The sequence below is a fragment of the Plantibacter sp. VKM Ac-2876 genome, assembly GCF_015350715.1.
GTDB classification, from domain to species: domain Bacteria; phylum Actinomycetota; class Actinomycetes; order Actinomycetales; family Microbacteriaceae; genus Plantibacter; species Plantibacter auratus.
Map to the genome: position 1 here is coordinate 393,199 of NZ_JADKSI010000004.1, position 17,781 is coordinate 410,979.

The 17,781-nt window shown below is 70.0% G+C and carries 15 protein-coding genes; 5 read left to right on the plus strand and 10 right to left on the minus strand.

Annotation, left to right across the window (positions count from 1 at the left end; genetic code table 11):
* Positions 1 to 72 precede the first annotated feature (72 nt).
* Positions 73 to 1,377 carry a class I SAM-dependent RNA methyltransferase gene (locus ITJ62_RS18270; RefSeq protein ID WP_194605226.1) on the minus strand — a complete coding sequence of 435 codons (1,305 nt, stop codon included), beginning with the start codon at positions 1,375 to 1,377 and terminating at the stop codon, positions 73 to 75.
* A gap of 62 nt (positions 1,378 to 1,439) precedes the next feature.
* Here ITJ62_RS18270 and ITJ62_RS18275 point away from each other — a divergent pair, with 62 nt between their 5' ends.
* The 3 genes from ITJ62_RS18275 to ITJ62_RS19405 all read left to right on the plus strand — a co-directional run bounded on the left by ITJ62_RS18275 (position 1,440) and on the right by ITJ62_RS19405 (position 5,639).
* Positions 1,440 to 2,090, plus strand: coding sequence for a nucleoside triphosphate pyrophosphatase (locus ITJ62_RS18275; protein ID WP_194605231.1), 651 nt, complete (start codon positions 1,440 to 1,442; stop codon positions 2,088 to 2,090).
* Positions 2,091 to 2,186: 96 nt separating this feature from the next.
* The gene (locus ITJ62_RS18280; RefSeq protein WP_079707321.1) at positions 2,187 to 3,947 is read left to right on the plus strand and encodes a biotin carboxylase N-terminal domain-containing protein; all 1,761 of its coding nucleotides are present in this window, start codon (positions 2,187 to 2,189) and stop codon (positions 3,945 to 3,947) included.
* Between the two features lie 54 nt (positions 3,948 to 4,001).
* On the plus strand, positions 4,002 to 5,639 hold the full coding sequence (locus ITJ62_RS19405; RefSeq protein WP_194605234.1) for a LuxR C-terminal-related transcriptional regulator: 1,638 nt from the start codon (positions 4,002 to 4,004) through the stop codon (positions 5,637 to 5,639).
* 38 nt (positions 5,640 to 5,677) lie between these two features.
* Here the strand turns inward: ITJ62_RS19405 and ITJ62_RS18290 are convergent, their stop codons facing one another.
* Positions 5,678 to 7,114 carry an NAD(P)H-quinone dehydrogenase gene (locus ITJ62_RS18290; RefSeq protein ID WP_079002871.1) on the minus strand — a complete coding sequence of 479 codons (1,437 nt, stop codon included), beginning with the start codon at positions 7,112 to 7,114 and terminating at the stop codon, positions 5,678 to 5,680.
* 128 nt (positions 7,115 to 7,242) lie between these two features.
* Between ITJ62_RS18290 and ITJ62_RS18295 the strand changes: the two genes are divergently transcribed.
* Both ITJ62_RS18295 and ITJ62_RS18300 read left to right on the plus strand, forming a co-directional pair.
* The gene (locus tag ITJ62_RS18295) at positions 7,243 to 8,076 is read left to right on the plus strand and encodes a purine-nucleoside phosphorylase (protein ID WP_071262525.1); all 834 of its coding nucleotides are present in this window, start codon (positions 7,243 to 7,245) and stop codon (positions 8,074 to 8,076) included.
* Entirely contained in the window at positions 8,073 to 9,776 is a 1,704-nt protein-coding gene (locus tag ITJ62_RS18300) for a phospho-sugar mutase (RefSeq protein WP_194605237.1), read from the plus strand. The genes ITJ62_RS18295 and ITJ62_RS18300 overlap by 4 nt, the downstream gene beginning before the upstream one ends.
* 59 nt (positions 9,777 to 9,835) lie before the next feature.
* On the opposite strand, the gene ITJ62_RS18305 is transcribed toward ITJ62_RS18300, so the two are convergent.
* The 8 genes from ITJ62_RS18305 to ITJ62_RS18340 all read right to left on the minus strand — a co-directional run bounded on the left by ITJ62_RS18305 (position 9,836) and on the right by ITJ62_RS18340 (position 17,721).
* Entirely contained in the window at positions 9,836 to 10,108 is a 273-nt protein-coding gene (locus ITJ62_RS18305) for a PTS sugar transporter subunit IIB (protein ID WP_086474095.1), read from the minus strand.
* Positions 10,105 to 10,572, minus strand: a complete 468-nt coding sequence (locus ITJ62_RS18310; protein WP_194605240.1) for a PTS sugar transporter subunit IIA — start codon at positions 10,570 to 10,572, stop codon at positions 10,105 to 10,107. The genes ITJ62_RS18305 and ITJ62_RS18310 overlap by 4 nt, the downstream gene beginning before the upstream one ends.
* A gap of 120 nt (positions 10,573 to 10,692) precedes the next feature.
* Positions 10,693 to 11,853, minus strand: a complete 1,161-nt coding sequence (locus ITJ62_RS18315; RefSeq protein WP_194605243.1) for an adenosine deaminase — start codon at positions 11,851 to 11,853, stop codon at positions 10,693 to 10,695.
* A 61-nt stretch (positions 11,854 to 11,914) separates the two neighbouring features.
* Positions 11,915 to 13,207 carry a thymidine phosphorylase gene (locus ITJ62_RS18320; RefSeq protein WP_194605246.1) on the minus strand — a complete coding sequence of 431 codons (1,293 nt, stop codon included), beginning with the start codon at positions 13,205 to 13,207 and terminating at the stop codon, positions 11,915 to 11,917.
* A complete protein-coding gene (locus ITJ62_RS18325; RefSeq protein ID WP_064294834.1) occupies positions 13,204 to 13,623 on the minus strand; it encodes a cytidine deaminase in 420 nt (139 codons plus the stop codon). Before ITJ62_RS18325 ends, ITJ62_RS18320 begins: the two co-directional genes overlap by 4 nt.
* 2 nt (positions 13,624 to 13,625) lie before the next feature.
* Positions 13,626 to 14,927, minus strand: coding sequence for an ABC transporter permease (locus tag ITJ62_RS18330; protein WP_079707330.1), 1,302 nt, complete (start codon positions 14,925 to 14,927; stop codon positions 13,626 to 13,628).
* On the minus strand, positions 14,924 to 16,210 hold the full coding sequence (locus ITJ62_RS18335; protein WP_137243428.1) for an ABC transporter permease: 1,287 nt from the start codon (positions 16,208 to 16,210) through the stop codon (positions 14,924 to 14,926). Before ITJ62_RS18335 ends, ITJ62_RS18330 begins: the two co-directional genes overlap by 4 nt.
* The gene (locus ITJ62_RS18340; protein ID WP_079707332.1) at positions 16,207 to 17,721 is read right to left on the minus strand and encodes an ABC transporter ATP-binding protein; all 1,515 of its coding nucleotides are present in this window, start codon (positions 17,719 to 17,721) and stop codon (positions 16,207 to 16,209) included. Before ITJ62_RS18340 ends, ITJ62_RS18335 begins: the two co-directional genes overlap by 4 nt.
* Between the last annotated feature and the right edge of the window lie 60 nt (positions 17,722 to 17,781).

Consider the following 17,781-nt stretch of genomic DNA (forward strand, 5'->3'; position numbering starts at 1 on the left):
CATCGTAGCGAGTGACGGACCCGCCGGGCGCGACGGCCTGATCGCGAGTCGCCTCCGTCGGCACGGGCCCGCTCAAGCCGTTCGCGAGAAGCCCGCGACGGCCTCGAGGTGGTGCGTGTTGGGGAACAGGTCGTAGGCCGCGAGGTGGTCGAGCTCGTAGCCCTGCTCCGCCAGGAGGGCGACGTCGCGGGACAGCGCGATGGGGTCGCAGGCGACGTAGACGATCGACGCGGGCCGCAGCTCGCCGAGCATGGCCACGATCTCCGCGCCGGCCCCCGAGCGCGGCGGGTCGAGCACGACGGTCGCGGTGGCGTACCGGGACCGCTCGATCCGACTGCCCGTCGCGATCTCCGACCGCAGGAAGGCGTCGACCTTCGCGGTGACGGCCTGTGCGCCCACCCACTCGGACAGGTTCTCGCCCGCGTACTCGGTGGCTCGTTCGTCACTCTCCACGGTCGTGATGCGGGTGGTGGAGCCGAAGCGGTCCCCCACACCCGCGGCCAGGAGGCCGACACCGCCGTAGAGGTCGAGGTTCGCGGCGCGCGGGTCGAAGCGCGCGTCGTCGATGGCCGCCGACACGGCCTGCTGGAGGGTCGTCGCAGCCTGACGGTGGACCTGCCAGAATCCGTTCGCGTCGACGATGAACTCGCGCTCGCCGACGAGCTCACGGATCGGGTCTGCCGCCGGACGGACCGGCTTCGGTCCCCCGCGCCGACCGCGCCCGCCACCGCGTCGGCGGTCGCCGCCTCCTGCCTCGTCCGCGCGGGTGAGCACGCGGACCGTCCCGGTGGACGAGGCGACGATGTCGACGGAGGTGGTGCCGTGCGGCAACTCCTCGAGCTTGGCCGCTTCGGCCACCGCTTCGATCGCGAGCGGCAGGTCGTCGACGGGGACGACGTGGTGGGATCTCGAGGCGTAAGGACCGATGTTGCCGTGCTGGTCGACGTGCAGGGAGACCCTCGTCCGCCACCGGGTGCCGTCGGGCGTCTCGCCGTCGACCGCGGCGACCGTGAACTCGGGAGCGACTCCGGCGAACCGCTCGAGCCCTTCCGCGAGGACCTGGTGCTTCAACGCGCGCTGGTGGGCGAGCTCGATGTGTCCGAACTCCGCTCCCCCGGCCCGCTCGCTCGGCTCGCGGTCGACGGAGGCCTCGGCCCAGACGTGCGGACGGCGGTGCTCGGACGGCGTGAGGACCTCCAGGGTCTCCGCCCGCCAGAAGCGCTTCTCGTTCTCGTCGACGATGCGTGCCCGCACGCGCTCACCGGGGAGCGTGTCGGGGACGAAGACCACCCGGCCCTCGTGCCGGGCGACGAAGACACCCCCGTGGGCTACGTTGGTGATGTCCAGTTCCACGGTGCGTGCAGTCGTCGTGCTCATGCGTCGAGCATGTCACACGGGCGGCTGCGGGGAGTCCACCGTCCACTGCAGAAGGAACCGTCATGCGCCTCACGCTCGCCTCCACGTCACCGGCCAGACTCGCCCTACTGCGGTCGAGTGGCATCGAGCCGATCGTCGTCCCGTCGTCCGTCGACGAGGAACAGGCCGTCGACGACGCGACCCTCGCCGCGGGTGCACCGCTCGCCCCCGACGAGGTCGTGGCACTCCTCGCCCGGGCGAAGGCGGAGGCCGCTCTGGCCGTCGTGCGCGAACGCGGCGACGCGGTCGACCTCATCCTCGGCGGCGACTCGGTCTTCGTCCTCGACGGCGTCGTCCACGGCAAGCCGCACACTCCCGAGCGCGCCCGCGAACGCTGGCACGCCCAGCGCGGGAGGACGGGGACCCTGTACTCCGGTCACTGGCTCATCGACTGCACCGGAGCCTCGCCGGTCGGGATCGGTGCGGTCGCGAGCGCCGAGGTGTCGTTCGCCGACGACCTCGACGACGCCGAGATCGACGCCTACATCGCATCGGGTGAGCCCCTGGCGGTGGCGGGGGCGTTCACGATCGACAGTCTGGGCGCCGCCTTCATCACTCGCATCGAGGGCGATCCGTCGACGGTCGTCGGCCTCTCGCTCCCGACCCTGCGGCGTCTCGTCCGCACGTTGGGACACGACTGGCACGAGCTCCGCAACCGGCGCGGCGCCCTTTGACGACCCGGCTCTTGTAGAGGCGGCACGTCGTTCCTGCGGCTTTTTTGTGCGTGTGAGCCAAAGGCTCACCCGGGCCTCCCGGTAGGCTCGTGGACTGTGCCACGTATAACCAAGGTCCTCATCGCCAACCGTGGCGAGATCGCCGTCCGCGTCATCCGAGCCGCGAAGGACAGCGGGATCGCCTCCGTCGCCGTCTACGCCGACCAGGATCGCGACGCCATGCACGCCCGACTCGCCGACGAGGCCTACGCCCTCGACGGGACGACGAGCGCGGAGACGTACCTCGTCATCGACAAGCTCCTGTCCATCGCCCGACGGTCCGGCGCCGACGCCGTCCACCCGGGCTACGGCTTCCTCGCCGAGAACGCGGACTTCGCGCGCGCCGTCATGGCCGCGGGGCTGATCTGGATCGGCCCGTCGCCCGAGGCCATCGAGCGGCTCGGCGACAAGGTCTCCGCCCGCCACGTGGCCGAGAAGGTGGGCGCTCCGCTCGCCCCCGGCACGCTCAACCCCGTCTCGGGTGCCGAGGAGGTGCTCGACTTCGTCGACATCCACGGCCTGCCCGTCGCCATCAAGGCGGCGTTCGGCGGCGGCGGTCGCGGCCTGAAGGTCGCCCGTGAGCGCGAGGAGGTCGCCGAACTCTTCGAGTCGGCCACCCGCGAGGCCATCGCAGCCTTCGGCCGGGGCGAGTGCTTCGTCGAGAAGTACCTCGACCAGCCGCGCCATGTCGAAACGCAGTGCCTCGCCGATGCGCACGGCAACGTGGTCGTCGTCTCCACCCGCGACTGCTCGCTGCAGCGTCGCCACCAGAAGCTCGTCGAAGAGGCACCGGCACCCTTCCTCACCGACGACCAGGTGACGGAGCTCTACCGCGCGTCGAAGGCGATCCTCAAAGAGGTCGGCTACCTCGGTGCCGGCACCTGCGAGTTCCTCATCGGCAAGGACGGCACCGTCTCCTTCCTCGAGGTCAACACCCGCCTGCAGGTCGAGCACCCGGTCTCCGAGGAGATCACCGGCATCGACCTCGTCCGCGAGCAGTTCCGTCTCGCCGAGGGCGGCGTCCTCGACTACGACGACCCGCAGCCGAGCGGCCACTCCTTCGAGTTCCGCATCAACGGCGAGGACCCGGGACGGGGCTTCCTCCCGCAGCCGGGCCCGATCCACGTCTTCAAGACCTTCGGCGGCCCCGGTGTCCGCCTCGACTCCGGCGTCACTGCCGGCGACACGATCTCGGGGGCGTTCGACTCGCTCCTCGGCAAGATCATCGTCACGGGTCGCACCCGCGAGGAGGCGCTCGAACGCAGCCGCCGCGCACTCGACGAGTTCGAGGTCGCCGGCCTCCCCACCGTCATCCCCTTCCACCGCAAGATCGTCCGCGACCCCGCGTTCACCGCGGAGGACGGCACGTTCGGCGTCTACACCCGATGGATCGAGACGGAGTTCGTCAACGACATCGAGCCCTGGGACGGATCGATCGATGCGCAGCAGGCGCCTGCTGCCCGCTCGACGGTGGTCGTCGAGGTCGGCGGCAAGCGGCTCGAGGTCAGCCTTCCGGGCGGACAACTGGGGCTGAACGTCGGTGCACCGGTGGCCGCTCCCGCTCCGCACCGCCGCGGTGGTGCAGCGGTGGTCTCTGGTGCGACGGGTGATTCCGTCTCGGCGCCCATGCAGGCGACCATCGTGAAGCTCGCGGTCGCCGAGGGCGATGTCGTCGTGAAGGGCGACCTCGTCGTCGTCCTCGAGGCGATGAAGATGGAACAGCCCATCACGGCGCACAAGGACGGCACGGTCGGCGCGATCGACGCGACGGTCGGTGCCACGGTCTCCTCGGGTCACCAGCTCCTCACCATCAGCTGACCCGACCGGCGCCTTCGGGCGTCGCATCGGACCCGGCGACGATACGCTGAGCAGGTGTCAGCAGCCGACCTCCTCGAAGACGCGTTGGATCGTGTGGCGGACTTCGACGCCGCCGGTGCGATCGCGCTGCTCGAGGCAGAGCCGCAGTCGGCGTCCGATCCCCGCGTCCTCGCCCTCCTGTCCTACGCCCGGTTCACCACCGCCGACTTCGCGGGTTGTCGCCGGGACGCGGTGGATGCACTCGCCGCCTCGACGCACTCCGACCGGACGACGCGCCTGCTCGTGCTCGGAGCCGCCGGGCTGGCCCTCGGGTCGGACCGCTCGTCCGGCTCGGAGCTGGAGGGGTGCTTCGCGGAGGCGGACGCCCTCGTCGACGACGGCGGCGACCTCGAACCGACCCTGGCCTGGCTCGTCGGGTACCTGCTCGTCGAGGGTGCCGTCGTCAACGTCCTGATCCACGCCGCCCGGCGCTTCGCCGACGCGTTCGCCGACGACATCGCCGCCACCCCGGGCCGCTTGTACCGGACACTCGTCGACGGGGTCCTTGCCCGCCTCCTGCTCAACGAGGGACGCGTCGCCGAGGCAGAGGCCGCCGCGCTCGCGATGTTCGAGCGGGCCGGGAGCGGACCGACCGCCCTGTACGCGGAGGCCGTGCAGTGCCTCGTCGCCGGGAACCGTGCCGAGCAGGGGGCGACCAGGACGCTCGCACGCCGCGTCCGTCAGGCCATCCCCGAACCCACGGGCGCCTTCCAGACGACGTGCTACCTCCTCGTCGGCTACGGTCTCGCCGCCCTCGCGGACGACCACGGCGCCGCAGCCCTCGCGCGGAGCGCTTCGGGGAACGACTTCAGCGGCCTGTCCGTCCAGGACCGGGCCCTCGCGATCGAGCTGCTCGTCGCGAGCGCCTTCCTCGACCGCGACATCGTCGAATCGGAACGCCTCATCGGCTTCATCGCCGCCGACGTCGACCGCAGGGTCCCCGGGCCGGCCATCCTCCGGATGCAGTGCAAGCTCGAACTCCTCCGTGGGCGACCCGCCGAGGCGCTGGCGCTCGCGCGCACGGCGACCACCCGCGCGTTGGCCGACGGCCGCATACTGGAAGCCGGGATCGGTGAGATCCTCGCGACGCGTGCCCTCATCGCCATGTCCGACCGGACGCAGGCCGTCCGTGAGTTGGCCGCGCTCGCCGAGCAGGCGGTCCGCGGCGGGCACACCGCCGCCACCCGCTCCGCAGCCCGCGAGCTGAAGGCGATCGGTCGACGTCTCGCGCCGGTCGCGGGATCCGGTTGGGACGGACTGTCGCCGCGCGAACGCGAGGTCGCCCTGCTCTCCGCGGAGGGCAACTCGACGGCGGAGATCGCGTCCGTCCTCCAGCTCTCCTCGCGCACGGTCGACGCGCACGTCACCCGGGTGCTCGCCGCGTTCGGGATCGTGTCCCGCCGCCAGCTCCCCTCACGACTCCCGGCCACGCTGCCGTTGACCGCCGTCCCCGTCCCGACCGCGCCGCTGACGCCCCGACAGCGGGATCTCACCGAACTCGTCGCGGACGGCCTGTCGAACGACGAGATTGCGACGGCCCTCGGCATCTCCCGCAAGACCGTGGAGAAGCACCTGAGCGCCGTCTTCCACGCCTGGGGCGTGCGCTCGCGGGTCGCCGTCGCACGCATCGTGCTCGCGAACCGCGATCGGTGAACCGCGGCGCCTCGCCGACGGTTCGACGAGGACGACGCCTATTCGACGATGTGCATGGCGCGCGCCGCGTCGGTGATCGACCCGGTCAGAGACGGGTAGACCGTGAAGGCACGCGCGACCTGGTCGACGTTCAGCCGCTGCTCGACCGCGAGGGCAAGCGGGAAGATGAGCTCGCTGGCCTTCGGGGCGACGATGACGCCGCCGATGACCGTCCCGCTGCCGGTCCGCGCGAACAGCTTGACGAAGCCGTCCTTGATGCCCATCATCTTCGCGCGCGGGTTCTGGGCGAGGGGCAGCTTGTAGATCTCACCCTGGGCGATGCCGTCCTCGATCTGCTTCTGGGTCCAGCCGACGGTCGCGATCTCGGGCTGCGTGAAGATGTTCGCGGCGACGTTGCGGATCTCGGTCGGGTTCACCGCGTCGCCCATCGCGTGCAGCATCGAGGTGCGACCCTGCATCGACGCGACGGACGCGAGCGGCAGGAAGGTCGTGCAGTCACCGGCGGCGTAGATGTTGGGGACGCTCGTGCGCGCCACCCGGTTCACGCGGATGTGGCCGGAATCGGTCAGCTGCACGCCGGCCTCCTCGAGACCGATCCCGGCGGTGTTCGGTACCGAACCGACCGCCATGAGGCAGTGTGAACCCTCGACCGTGCGACCGTCGGAGAGCGTGGCGACGACGCCGGTCTCGGTCCGGGTGACGGAGTCGGCCCGCGACTTCGACAGGACCGTCATGCCGTTGCGCTTGAAGACGTTCTCGATGACCGCCGCCGCATCGGCGTCCTCACCGGGCAGCACCTGGTCGCGGCTCGAGATGAGCGTGACCTTGGAGCCGAGCGCCGTGTAGGCGGAGGCGAACTCGGCGCCGGTGACGCCCGAACCGACGACGATGAGGTGCTCGGGGACGGAGGTGAGGTTGTAGAGCTGCGTCCAGGTGAGGATGCGCTCACCGTCCGGCAGCGCGGAAGGCAACTGGCGCGGGCTCGCGCCGACGGAGACGACGACGGTGTCGGCCTCGATGCGGTCGAAGTCGGTGCCGGCCGACAGATCGGTCGAGACGATGACCTCGTTCGGTCCGTCGAGCCGCCCCTGACCGTTGACGATGCGGACCCCGGCACGGATGAGACTCGCGCGCATGTCCTCGGACTGCTGGCGGGCCAGCCCGAGCAGTCGCTTGTTGACGGCGGCGAGGTTCACGGCGACCTCGGGACGACTGGGCTTCCCGGTGGTCTCCGAGCGGACGAAGAACTGCACACCGAGGTCGGCAGCCTCGCCGATGGCCCCGACCGCGTCGGCCGTGGCGATGAGGCTCTTGGACGGGACGACGTCGGTGATGACGGCCGCTCCGCCGACGCCCGAACGCTCCACGAGCGTGACGTCGGCCCCGAGCTGCGCCCCGGCGAGGGCAGCCTCGTACCCGCCGGGTCCGCCTCCGATGATCGCCACTCGCTGCTTGCGTTCGAACTCGTAGGCCATGCCTCCATTCTCGCGCGCCACCAGGGGCGGGACCAAACCCGTTCGGGCCTGCGGCGGCCGGGATCGTGCGCGGATGAGCGGAGTCGGCACGGTTGGGCGGCGGCCCCGCCCCTGTCTAGAGTGAGAGGATGTCCGAAACCTCTGCGAACCCACTCGATCTGTCCGATGTCGATCCCTTCGAGATCGCCCGCGAAGCCGCCGGCCAGATCGCCGAGAAGACCGGCGTCGAACGCCACGACATCGCGCTCACCCTCGGCAGCGGCTGGGGCAAGGCGGCCGACCTGATCGGCGAGACGACGGCGACGATCCCGGCCTCGGAGATCGTCGGCTTCTCGAAGCCGGCGCTCGAGGGCCACGTGGGCACCCTGCGCTCGATCCTGCTCCCGAGCGGCAAGCGTGCGCTCGTCATCGGCGCCCGGACGCACTACTACGAGAACCACGGTGTCCGCCGCGTCGTGCACAGCGTCCGGACGGCTGCGGCTGCCGGTGCGCGCATCATGGTGCTGACGAACGGCGCCGGCGGCATCAAGGACCACTGGACGCCGGGGACGCCCGTGCTGATCAGCGACCACATCAACCTCACGGCCGACTCGCCGCTCGAAGGTGCGACCTTCATCGACCTCACCGACCTCTACGCCAAGCGGCTGCGGGACATCGCGCACAGCGTCGCTCCGGAGCTCGACGAAGGCGTCTACACGCAGTTCCGCGGACCGCACTACGAGACCCCGGCCGAGGTCCAGATGGCGAAGGCGATCGGTGGTCACATCGTCGGCATGTCGACCGCGCTCGAGGCGATCGCCGCACGTCAGGCCGGCATGGAGGTCCTCGGGATGTCGCTCATCACGAACCTCGCCGCCGGCATCCAGCAGACGCCGCTCAGCCATGCCGAGGTCATCGAGGCCGGCCAGGCGGCCGAACCGGTGATCAGCAAGCTCCTCGCGCAGATCGTCGCGGCCCTGTGAGCGAGGCGACGAGCCTGCTCGCGACCGCCGAGGCCTGGCTCGCCCAGGATCCCGACGACGAGACCCGGGCCGAACTGGCAGGCCTCGTCGAACGTGCCCGCGTGTCCGACGACGTGGCCGTCGCAGAACTGCACGACCGCTTCGACACCCGTCTGCAGTTCGGCACAGCCGGGCTCCGCGGACGCATCGAGGCCGGTTCCAACCGGATGAACCGGGTCCTCGTGTCGCAGGCCGCGGCCGGACTCGCCGTCTACCTGCTCGAGCAGGCACCGGAAGGCGTGACGCCGAGCGTCGTCATCGGCTACGACGGCCGGAAGAACTCCGCCGTGTTCGCCAGCGACACCGCCGAACTGATGGCCGGGGCCGGCGTCCGCGCCATCCTGCTGCCACGGCTCCTGCCGACGCCCGTCCTCGCGTTCGCCGTGCGGTTCTTCGACGCCTCGGCCGGCGTCATGGTGACCGCGAGTCACAATCCGCCCGCCGACAACGGCTACAAGGTGTACCTGGGCGGTGAGCACCACGGGTCCCAGATCGTCTCCCCCGCCGACGCGGCCATCGCCGCCCACATCGGGCGCATCGCCGAAACGGCGCTCGTCCAGGACCTCCCGCGCAGCGACGGGTTCGAGATCGCGGGCGAGGACGTCGTCGACGCCTATGTCGCGGCGACCGCAGCCGTCGCTCCCGCCCCGGCGGGCAGTCAGCTGCGCGTGGTCTACACGGCCATGCACGGCGTGGGTTGGGAGACCACCCGACGCGTCCTCGAGACCGCCGGGTACCCGGCACCGGAACTCGTCACCGAGCAGATCGATCCCGATCCCACCTTCCGGACCGTCAGCTTCCCGAACCCGGAGGAGCCGGGCGCACTCGACCTGTCCTTCGCGACGGCGCGAGCAGTCGGCGCCGACCTCATCATCGCCAACGACCCCGATGCCGACCGCCTGGCGATCGCGATCCCCGACGACGCGGCACCGTCGGGGTTCCGTCGACTCACCGGCAACGAGGTCGGTCTCCTCCTCGGCTGGCGGGCCGCCCAGGCCGCCAGTGCCGCACTCGACGGCGATGCGGCTCCCGAGGGCACGCTCGCGTGCTCGATCGTCTCCTCCCCCGCCCTGCGCATCGTCGCCGAGGCGCACGGCCTCGAGTTCCGCGAGACGCTCACCGGGTTCAAGTGGATCTCCCGGACGCCGGGCATGCTCTTCGGCTTCGAGGAGGCCCTCGGCTATCTCGTGAACCCCGGGACCGTGCGCGACAAGGACGGTATCTCGGCCGCCGTCGCGTTCCTCGGTCTCGCGACGGCGTCGGCGCAGGCGGGCGAGAGCGTCGCGGGGCTCCTCGACCGGTTCGCGGACACCTTCGGTTCCTTCGGCAGCGACCAGATCTCCATCCGCTACACCGAGCTCAGCCGCATCGGCGAGGTCATGGCCGGGCTGCGAGCGCTCCCGCCGACGGAGTTCGCGGGAGCTCGGGTGACCCGGATCGACGACCTCGCCGACGGGTTCGAGGCGCTCCCGCCGAGCGACGTCCTGCGCGTCTGGCTCGACGACGGCACCAGGGTCATGATCCGGCCGAGCGGCACGGAACCGAAACTCAAGGTGTACGTCGACGTCCAGTCCGCCGACGGCGACGCCGCCGAGCGGGCGGCCACGGTCTCCGCGCGGCTCGCCGCTCTGCGGACGGACCTGACGGCGCTCGTCTCCTAGCAGCTCGACGGGCTGAGCGGCCTGGCGGTGTGCGGCCCGGAGACGCGGGGCCGCACCGCTCAGCCGATGGCGCGTTCGAGCTTCTCGGTGAGTTCGGCGAGGTCGAAGTAGTTGTCGATGACGACGATGTCGGCGAAGGTCTTGCCGATGCGGTCGACGAGCTCCGGCGAGGTCAGGATCACCTGGGCGTCGGCCGCGGTCGTGCCGAGGCTCTCGATGTCACCCGCGACGACGTCGGCCTCGAGGTCGAGCCGTTCGAGCGCGCGTTCGGCGTTGAGCTTGAGGATCGCGGAGGAGCCGACCCCCGAACCGCAGACGGCGACGATCTTCATGCCTGGTCTCCGATGCTCAGGGGGGACGCACCGAACACGGCCCGCACCTCGTCGAGCGTCGTGGCCGCTGCGAGCCGCGGGATGGCGGTCTCGTCGTTGAAGACGTTGGCGATCTCCGCCACCCAGCCCACGTGCGACTCGGCGGTGGTGACCGCGAGGCCGAGGACCACTGACACGGGGTCGTTGTGGGGGTGTCCGAACCGGACCGGAGCAGCGAGGGTCGCGACGACGAGGGCGTCCTCGTGGACGTCGGCACCCGGTCGGGCGTGCGCGAGCGCCAGGCCCGGCGCGATCACGACGTACGCCCCGAACTCCTCGACGACGTCGATCATCCGCTGAGTGTATGCGGCGTCGGTCGCGCGGGTGTCGGACAGCAGCGCTCCGGCTACGCGGATCGCCTCGCGCCAGTCGTCTGCATCGACGTGGAGCGCGACGCTGGCTTCGGACAGTTCTGGGAGTGGCATCGCTTCAATCAGAGGATCGGTCGACCCGAATGGATCGGAACCATCGTAACGCTCCGAGGCTGGAAGCCTGCCGCGCAGGTGCCGCCCAGGCGGTCGCCGGAGCAGCACCTGCCGGCATCGTCAGTCCTCGTCGTCGTCGTCGAGGAACTCGTCGAACGCCTCCGAGATGCGGTCGGCCAGGGCCTCGCGGATCTCCAGCGGCTGGAACGTCGCGGCGGCGGCGTTCAGCTGGAAGGTCTCCAGGTCGGTGAGGTCGTAGTCGAACGCCTCGGAGAGGAGCGCGAGCTCCTTCGTCAGGCTCGTGTCGCTCATGGTGCGGTTGTCGACGTTCACCGTGACGGCGAAGTCGAGCTGGTAGAGCAGGTCGAACGGGTGGTCCTCGAGTTCCTCGCCCCAGGCAGCGATGGCTCCGGTCTGCAGGTTCGACTGCGGGCTGAGCTCCAACGGGATCTTGCGGTCGCGGACCCACTCCGCGACGGGACCGAGTGTGGCGTAGAGGGACTCGGCGTCGTCGCGCTCGATGAAGATGTCCTCGGCGATGCGGACACCGTGGCCGAGTCGCAACGCACGGCCGTCGAGCATGGCGCTCCGGATCGACTCGATGCCGTCGGCCTCCCCCGCGTGGACGGTGACCGGGAACAGCTCGGCCGCGAGGTAGTCGAACGCCAGCCGGTGCTTGCTGGCGGGGAAGCCCGCCTCGGCGCCGGCGATGTCGAACCCGACCACGCCGCGCTCGCGATGGCGCACGGCGAGCTCAGCGATCTCGAGCGCGCGGTCGGCATGCCGCATGGCCGTGATGAGCTGGCCGATCTGGATGTCGGAGCCGGAGTGGGCCGCGTCCTTGATGCCGAGCTCGATGCCCTCCTGGACGGCCTCGACGACCGCGTCGAGGCTGAGGCCGCGGGTGAGGTGCTGCTCGGGAGCCCAGCGCACCTCGCCGTAGATGACGCCGTCCGCAGCGAGGTCCTGGACGAACTCGCGCGCGATGCGGACGAGCCCCTCCTCGGTCTGCATGACCGCGGTGCTGAGGTCGAAGGTCTTCAGGTACTCGACGAGCGAGCCGGCGTTGCACTGCGTGTAGAACCAGTCGGCCAGGCCGTCAGGGTCCGACACGGGGACGTCGACACCGTTCGCTTCGCCCAGCTCGATGATCGTGGCGGGCCGCACACCACCGTCGAGGTGGTCGTGGAGCGAGATCTTCGGGAGCGCGCGGAGGTCGACGCCGGAGAGGGGGGATTCGTCTGCAGAGGTCACGGGGTTCACTGTACCGCTCACGCGCATCCTGCGACATGGCTCAGTCCGTCGCCTCGAGGACCGGGCGACGGACTGAGCGTCTGCGGACTCAGGCCTCGATGCGGGCCCGGACGATGGGGCCGCGCGGCGGCGACGTGTCCTCGATCGTGTAGGCACCCTGGAGTGCCTCGAGCGCCCGCGGGAAGCGGGCCGCATCGTCGGCGCTCAGCGTGAAGAGGGGCTGTCCGGCCCGGACCTCGTCGCCCGGCTTCGCGTGCAGGTCGATGCCTGCCGCGTGGACGACCGGGTCCTGCTGCCTGGCCCGACCGGCACCGAGGCGCCAGGCCGCGATGCCGAACGGCAGTGCCTCCTGCGTCGCCAGCACCCCGTCGCGCGATGCCGTGACGACGTGGGTCTCCTTGGCGACCGGCAGCGGTGCGTCCGGGTCACCGTCCTGTGCGCGGATCATGCGCTTCCAGACGTCCATGGCCCGACCGTCCGCGAGGGCGCCCTCGACGTCCGCGTCCGGCTGCCCGGCGAGGGTCAGCATCTCCCGCGCGAGGGCGAGGGTCAACTCGACGACGTCCGCCGGACCACCACCCGCCAGGACCTCGACGGACTCGCGGACCTCGTTCGCGTTGCCGATCGCGAGGCCGAGCGGGACGTTCATATCCGTCAACAGTGCGGTCGTCGCCACACCGGCGTCCGTCCCGAGCGCGACCATCGTGCGCGCCAGTTCCTCGGCGCGCTCGTAGTCCTGCATGAAGGCGCCGGAGCCGAACTTGACGTCGAGGACGAGCGCCCCGGTGCCTTCGGCGATCTTCTTCGACATGATGCTCGACGCGATGAGCGGGATCGCCTCGACCGTGCCCGTCGTGTCGCGCAGGGCGTACAGACGCTTGTCGGCCGGGGCGAGACCCGAGCCGGCGGCACAGATGACCGCGCCGACGTCCGCCAGTTGCGCCATCATCTCGTCGTTCGTCAGCGCCGCACGCCATCCCGGGATGCTCTCGAGCTTGTCGAGCGTCCCACCCGTGTGCCCGAGCCCGCGGCCCGACAACTGTGGCACTGCGACGCCGAAGACAGCGACGAGCGGGGCGAGCGGCAGGGTGATCTTGTCGCCCACGCCGCCCGTCGAGTGCTTGTCCGAGGTCGGCTTGTCGAGCGACGCGAAACTCATCCGCTCACCGCTCGCGATCATCGCCATCGTGAGGTCGCGGATTTCGCGCCGCTCCATGCCGTTCAGCAGGATCGCCATCGCCAGCGCCGACATCTGCTCGTCGGCGACGTAGCCACGGGTGAAGGCGTCGATCAGCCAGTCGATCTGCGGCGTCGACAGCTCTCCGCGGTCGCGCTTCGTGCGGATGAGGTCGACGACGTCGAATGCTTCTACGGAACTCATGCGTGGTACTCCTCGAGTTGACGTGGTCCGAAGGCGTCCGGCAGGACCTCGTCGATGGTGCGGATGCCGGAGACGGTGTCGAGCAGCATGCCCGCCGTCGAGTGTTCGTACAGCAGCTGTCGGCACCGGCCGCACGGCATGAGGCGTTCGCCCTTGCCGTCGACGCAGGCGAACGCCACGAGGCGTCCTCCGCCAGACATGTGGAGGGCGGAGACGAGCGCGCACTCCGCGCACAGCGTCAGGCCGTAGCTGGCGTTCTCGACGTTGCAGCCGGAGATGATCCGGCCGTCGTCGACGAGAGCGGCCGCGCCGACCGGGAAGCGGCTGTAGGGCACGTAGGCGTGACCCATCGCCTCCCGGGCCGCGGTGTGCAGCGCCTCCCAGTCGACGGGTGGCGTGGTCGTCGTGTCGCTCACGGTCAGCCCTTCACGTAGGGCTTGCCGGCGGCTGCCGGTCCGCGGGAGATGCCGACGAGTCCGGCGACCGCGAAGATCGTCACCACGTACGGCAGCATGAGCATGAACGCACTCGGCACCGGGGAGCCGATGGCACTCAACGCGAACTGCAGGTTCTGCGTGAAGCCGAACAGCAGCGCGGCGAGCGTCGCCTTGAGCGGGTCCCAGCGTCCGAAGATGACCGCCGCGAGCGCGATGTAGCCGGCACCCGCCGTCATCTCCTTGTTGAACGCGCCGACCGAGCCCAGGGTGAAGTACGCCCCACCGAGGCCGACGATCGCCCCGGCGAGCGCAACGTTCCAGAAGCGCGTCCGGTTCACGTTGATGCCCACGGTGTCGGCCGCCTGCGGGTGCTCACCCACGGCGCGGAGGCGGAGGCCCCAGCGCGTGTAGAACAGGCAGAAGAACACCACGGCCACGGCGATGTACATCAGGTAGATGATGATCGTCTGGCGGAACAGCACGGGTCCGATGAGCGGGATCTCGCTGAGGATCGGGATGTTGATCCGCGGGAACTTCGGCGGGCTGTTGAAGAGCGCCTCGTTCTTCGTGAGCACCTGCGAGTACAGGAAGCTCGTGAGTCCGACGACGAGGACGTTGAGCACGACACCGACGATGACCTGGTCGACGAGGTACTTGATGGAGAACGCCGCGAGCAGGAAGCTCACGAGCGTCCCGGCGATCATCGCCGCGACGAGCCCGAGGAAGGCGTTCCCCGTCACCGAGGCGACGAAGGCGGACGAGAACGCACCGGCGAGCAGCTGGCCCTCGATCGCGATGTTCACGACGCCGACCCGCTCGGAGATGACGCCGCCGAGCGCACCGAAGATGAGCGGGACGCTCAGGGCGACGGTGCCGAGCAGGAGCCCGGTGATCGGGATCGCCTTGCCCGCGGCGGCCCACGACAGGAACCCGACCATGAACAGCACACCGAACACGGTGATGAGCCAGAGCGGGACCTTCTTGCCCGTCGTGACCAGGTACGCGCTCAGCGCCGTGATGGCGGCCAGGAGGATCGTGACGACGATGCCGGTGACCGTGGACGGGAGCACGACCGTCGGCAGTTGGATGACGTCGCCGTCGCTGGAGAGCCGGAACGTGCTGTTGCCGTCGCGGTGCCAGATGACGAACAACAGGAACGCGATGACGGTGAAGATCCCGAACGCGATCGGGGCCTTCCAGCTCCGGACGACGACCGTCTCGAGGACGATCGGGGCGTCGGGAGCCGGCTGCGGCGTCTGCTTGTCGAGCGTGAATCCACTCATGCGGACACCTCCTTCTTGGCGGAGCGACGCGTTCGGCGCGTCGAGCCGTCGGGCTTCGGCAGGAAGAAGATCGCCCGCACGAGCGGCGGAGCCGCGATGAACAGCACGATGAGTGCCTGGAGGACGAGCACGATGTCGATTGGCACGTTGACGCCCTGGGTGGCCTGCATGGAGTACCCACCCGCCTTGAGTGCACCGAACAGGATGCCGGCGATGAGGATGCCGCCCGGCCGACTGCGTCCGAGGAGCGCGACGGTGATGGCGTCGAAGCCGATGCCGGCGTCGATGCCGTTGTCGAACCCGGAGGTCACCGTTCCGAGCACCTGCGAGACGCCGGCGAGACCGATCAGTCCGCCGGAGAGCAGCATGGCGTACACGTAGGTGTTCTTCACGTCGATACCCGCGACGCGCGCTGCGTTCGGGTTCTCACCGACCGCCCGGAAGCGGAACCCGATCGAGGACCGGCTGAACAACCACCACACGAACACGACCGCGAGGATCGCGATCAAGAAGCCGGCGTGCAGGTTGTAGCGGTCACCGAGGAGCTTGGGCAAGACGGCGTTCTCCGCCATCGCCGCGCTCTTCGGCACGTTCGACCCGGGAGCCTGCAGCAGCCCCTGCGTGGACAGCATGAAGGTGATGAGGTAGAACGCGACGTAGTTGAGCATGATCGTGATGATCACCTCGTGCGCGCCGGTGCGGGCCTTGAGGACACCGACGATGCCGCCCCAGAAGGCGCCACCGATGATGCCGGCGGCGATCGCGACGAGCAGGTGCACCACGGGCGGGAGGTCGAGCGTGAAGCCGACCCATCCGGCGCAGGCGGCGGCGATGAGCATCTGACCGCGTCCACCGATGTTGAACATCCCGACCCGGAACGCCAGGCCGACACCGAGTCCGGCGAGGATCAGGGGGGTCGCGAAGGTCAGCGTCTCCGTCAGCGGGCGGATGCCGTTCAGGAAGTCGGGGCGCTTGAAGTTGTAGATCGAGCCCTGGAAGAGCGCGCCGTACGCGCCTGTCGCCGACTGCCAGACCGCCGCGATGGTGTCGCCCGGGCGGGCGAAGAAGTACCCGGCTGCGGTGTGGACCTTCGGGTCGGTCAGCGCGATGAGGATCGCACCGACGACCATCGCTAGGACGACGGCGAGGATCGAGATGACGATGCTCGAGTTGAGGATCTCGGCGAGCACCTTGTTCGAGCGCGGCTGGGTCGTGTCGGGCTTCGCCTCGCCCGGTGCCACCGGCTGGACCGTTCCGGGCGGGGTGTGGGACGTCTCGCTCATGCTGCTGCTCCTGCCGGGAGTTCGCCGGCCATCATGAGGCCGAGGACCTCTCTGGGGGTCGATGCCGGGACGATCCCGACGATGCCGCCGCGGTACATGACGGCGATGCGGTCGGCGAGCGCGACGACCTCGTCGAGCTCGGTCGACACGACGATGACGGGGATGCCGGCGTCGCGCGTGGCGACGATGCGCTTGTGCACGAACTCGATCGAGCCGACGTCGATGCCGCGGGTCGGCTGTGCGGCGACGAACAGTCGCAGCTCGCGGCTGAGTTCTCGGGCGAGGACGACCTTCTGCTGGTTGCCGCCCGAGAGGGAGCCGGCCGGCGATTCGATGCCCTGTGACCGGACGTCGAACTCCTGCGACTTCTCGCGCGCGAACTCGTCGCGGAACCCGCGCTGGACGTTGCCGCCCTTCACGAAGGGTGCACCCGTCGATCGGTCCAGCATGAGGTTCTCGGCGATGGTGAACTGTTTGACGAGCCCGTCCTCGGAGCGGTCCTCCGGCACGAACCCGACGCCGGCGTCGAGCACCTTGCGCGGGGTGGATCCGACGAGTTCGACGCCGTCGAGCTTGATGCTGCCCTTGGTGTGCGGCTGCAGGCCGAGGATCGCCTCGGTGAGCTCGGTCTGTCCGTTGCCCTGGACACCGGCGATGGCGAGCACCTCGCCCTCGCGGACCTCGAAGCTGACGCCGTTGACGACGAGCTGGCCGAGGTGGTCGACGACGGACAGGTCCTGCACGGTGAAGGTGGTGTCGCCGAGGTTCGGCGCCTCCTTGTGGACCGTGAGTTCGACGGGACGCCCGACCATGAGGGACGCCAGCTCGGCGTTCGTCGCGGTGGGCGAGGCCTCACCGACGACCTTGCCGAGCCGGATGACGGTGATGCGGTCGGCGACTTCGCGGACCTCGCGCAGCTTGTGGGTGATGAAGACGATGGACGTGCCCTCGTCCTTCAGCTGCTTCATGATCGCCATGAGCTCGTCCGTCTCCTGCGGGGTGAGCACGGCGGTGGGCTCGTCGAAGACGAGGACGTTGGCGTTGCGGGAGAGCGCCTTGACGATCTCGACGCGCTGCTGCACCCCGACCGGGAGGTCGCCGACGATGGCGTCCGGGTCGAGGCTGAAGCCGAACCGCTCGGAGATGTCGATGACGAGCTTGCGGGCCGCTGCGACGTCGAGGCGGCCACCGCCCTTGGTCTGCTCGTGGCCGAGCATGACGTTCTCGGCGACGGTGAAGACGGGGATGAGCATGAAGTGCTGGTGCACCATGCCGATGCCGGCGCCCATGGCGTCGCCAGGGCCCTGGAAGTGTTGGACGACGTCGTCCAGGAGGATCTCGCCCTCGTCGGCCTGATACAGGCCGTACAGGACGTTCATGAGGGTGGACTTGCCGGCACCGTTCTCGCCGAGGAGACAGTGGATCTCCCCCGGTTCGACGGTGAGGTCGATGTGGTCGTTGGCGGTGAGTGCGCCGAACCGTTTGGTGATGCCGCGGAGCTCGAGCTTCATGGGTCCCAATCTAGTCACGTGACGGAGGTCGGCACAGGCGGTCGGGATCGCCGTCCGACC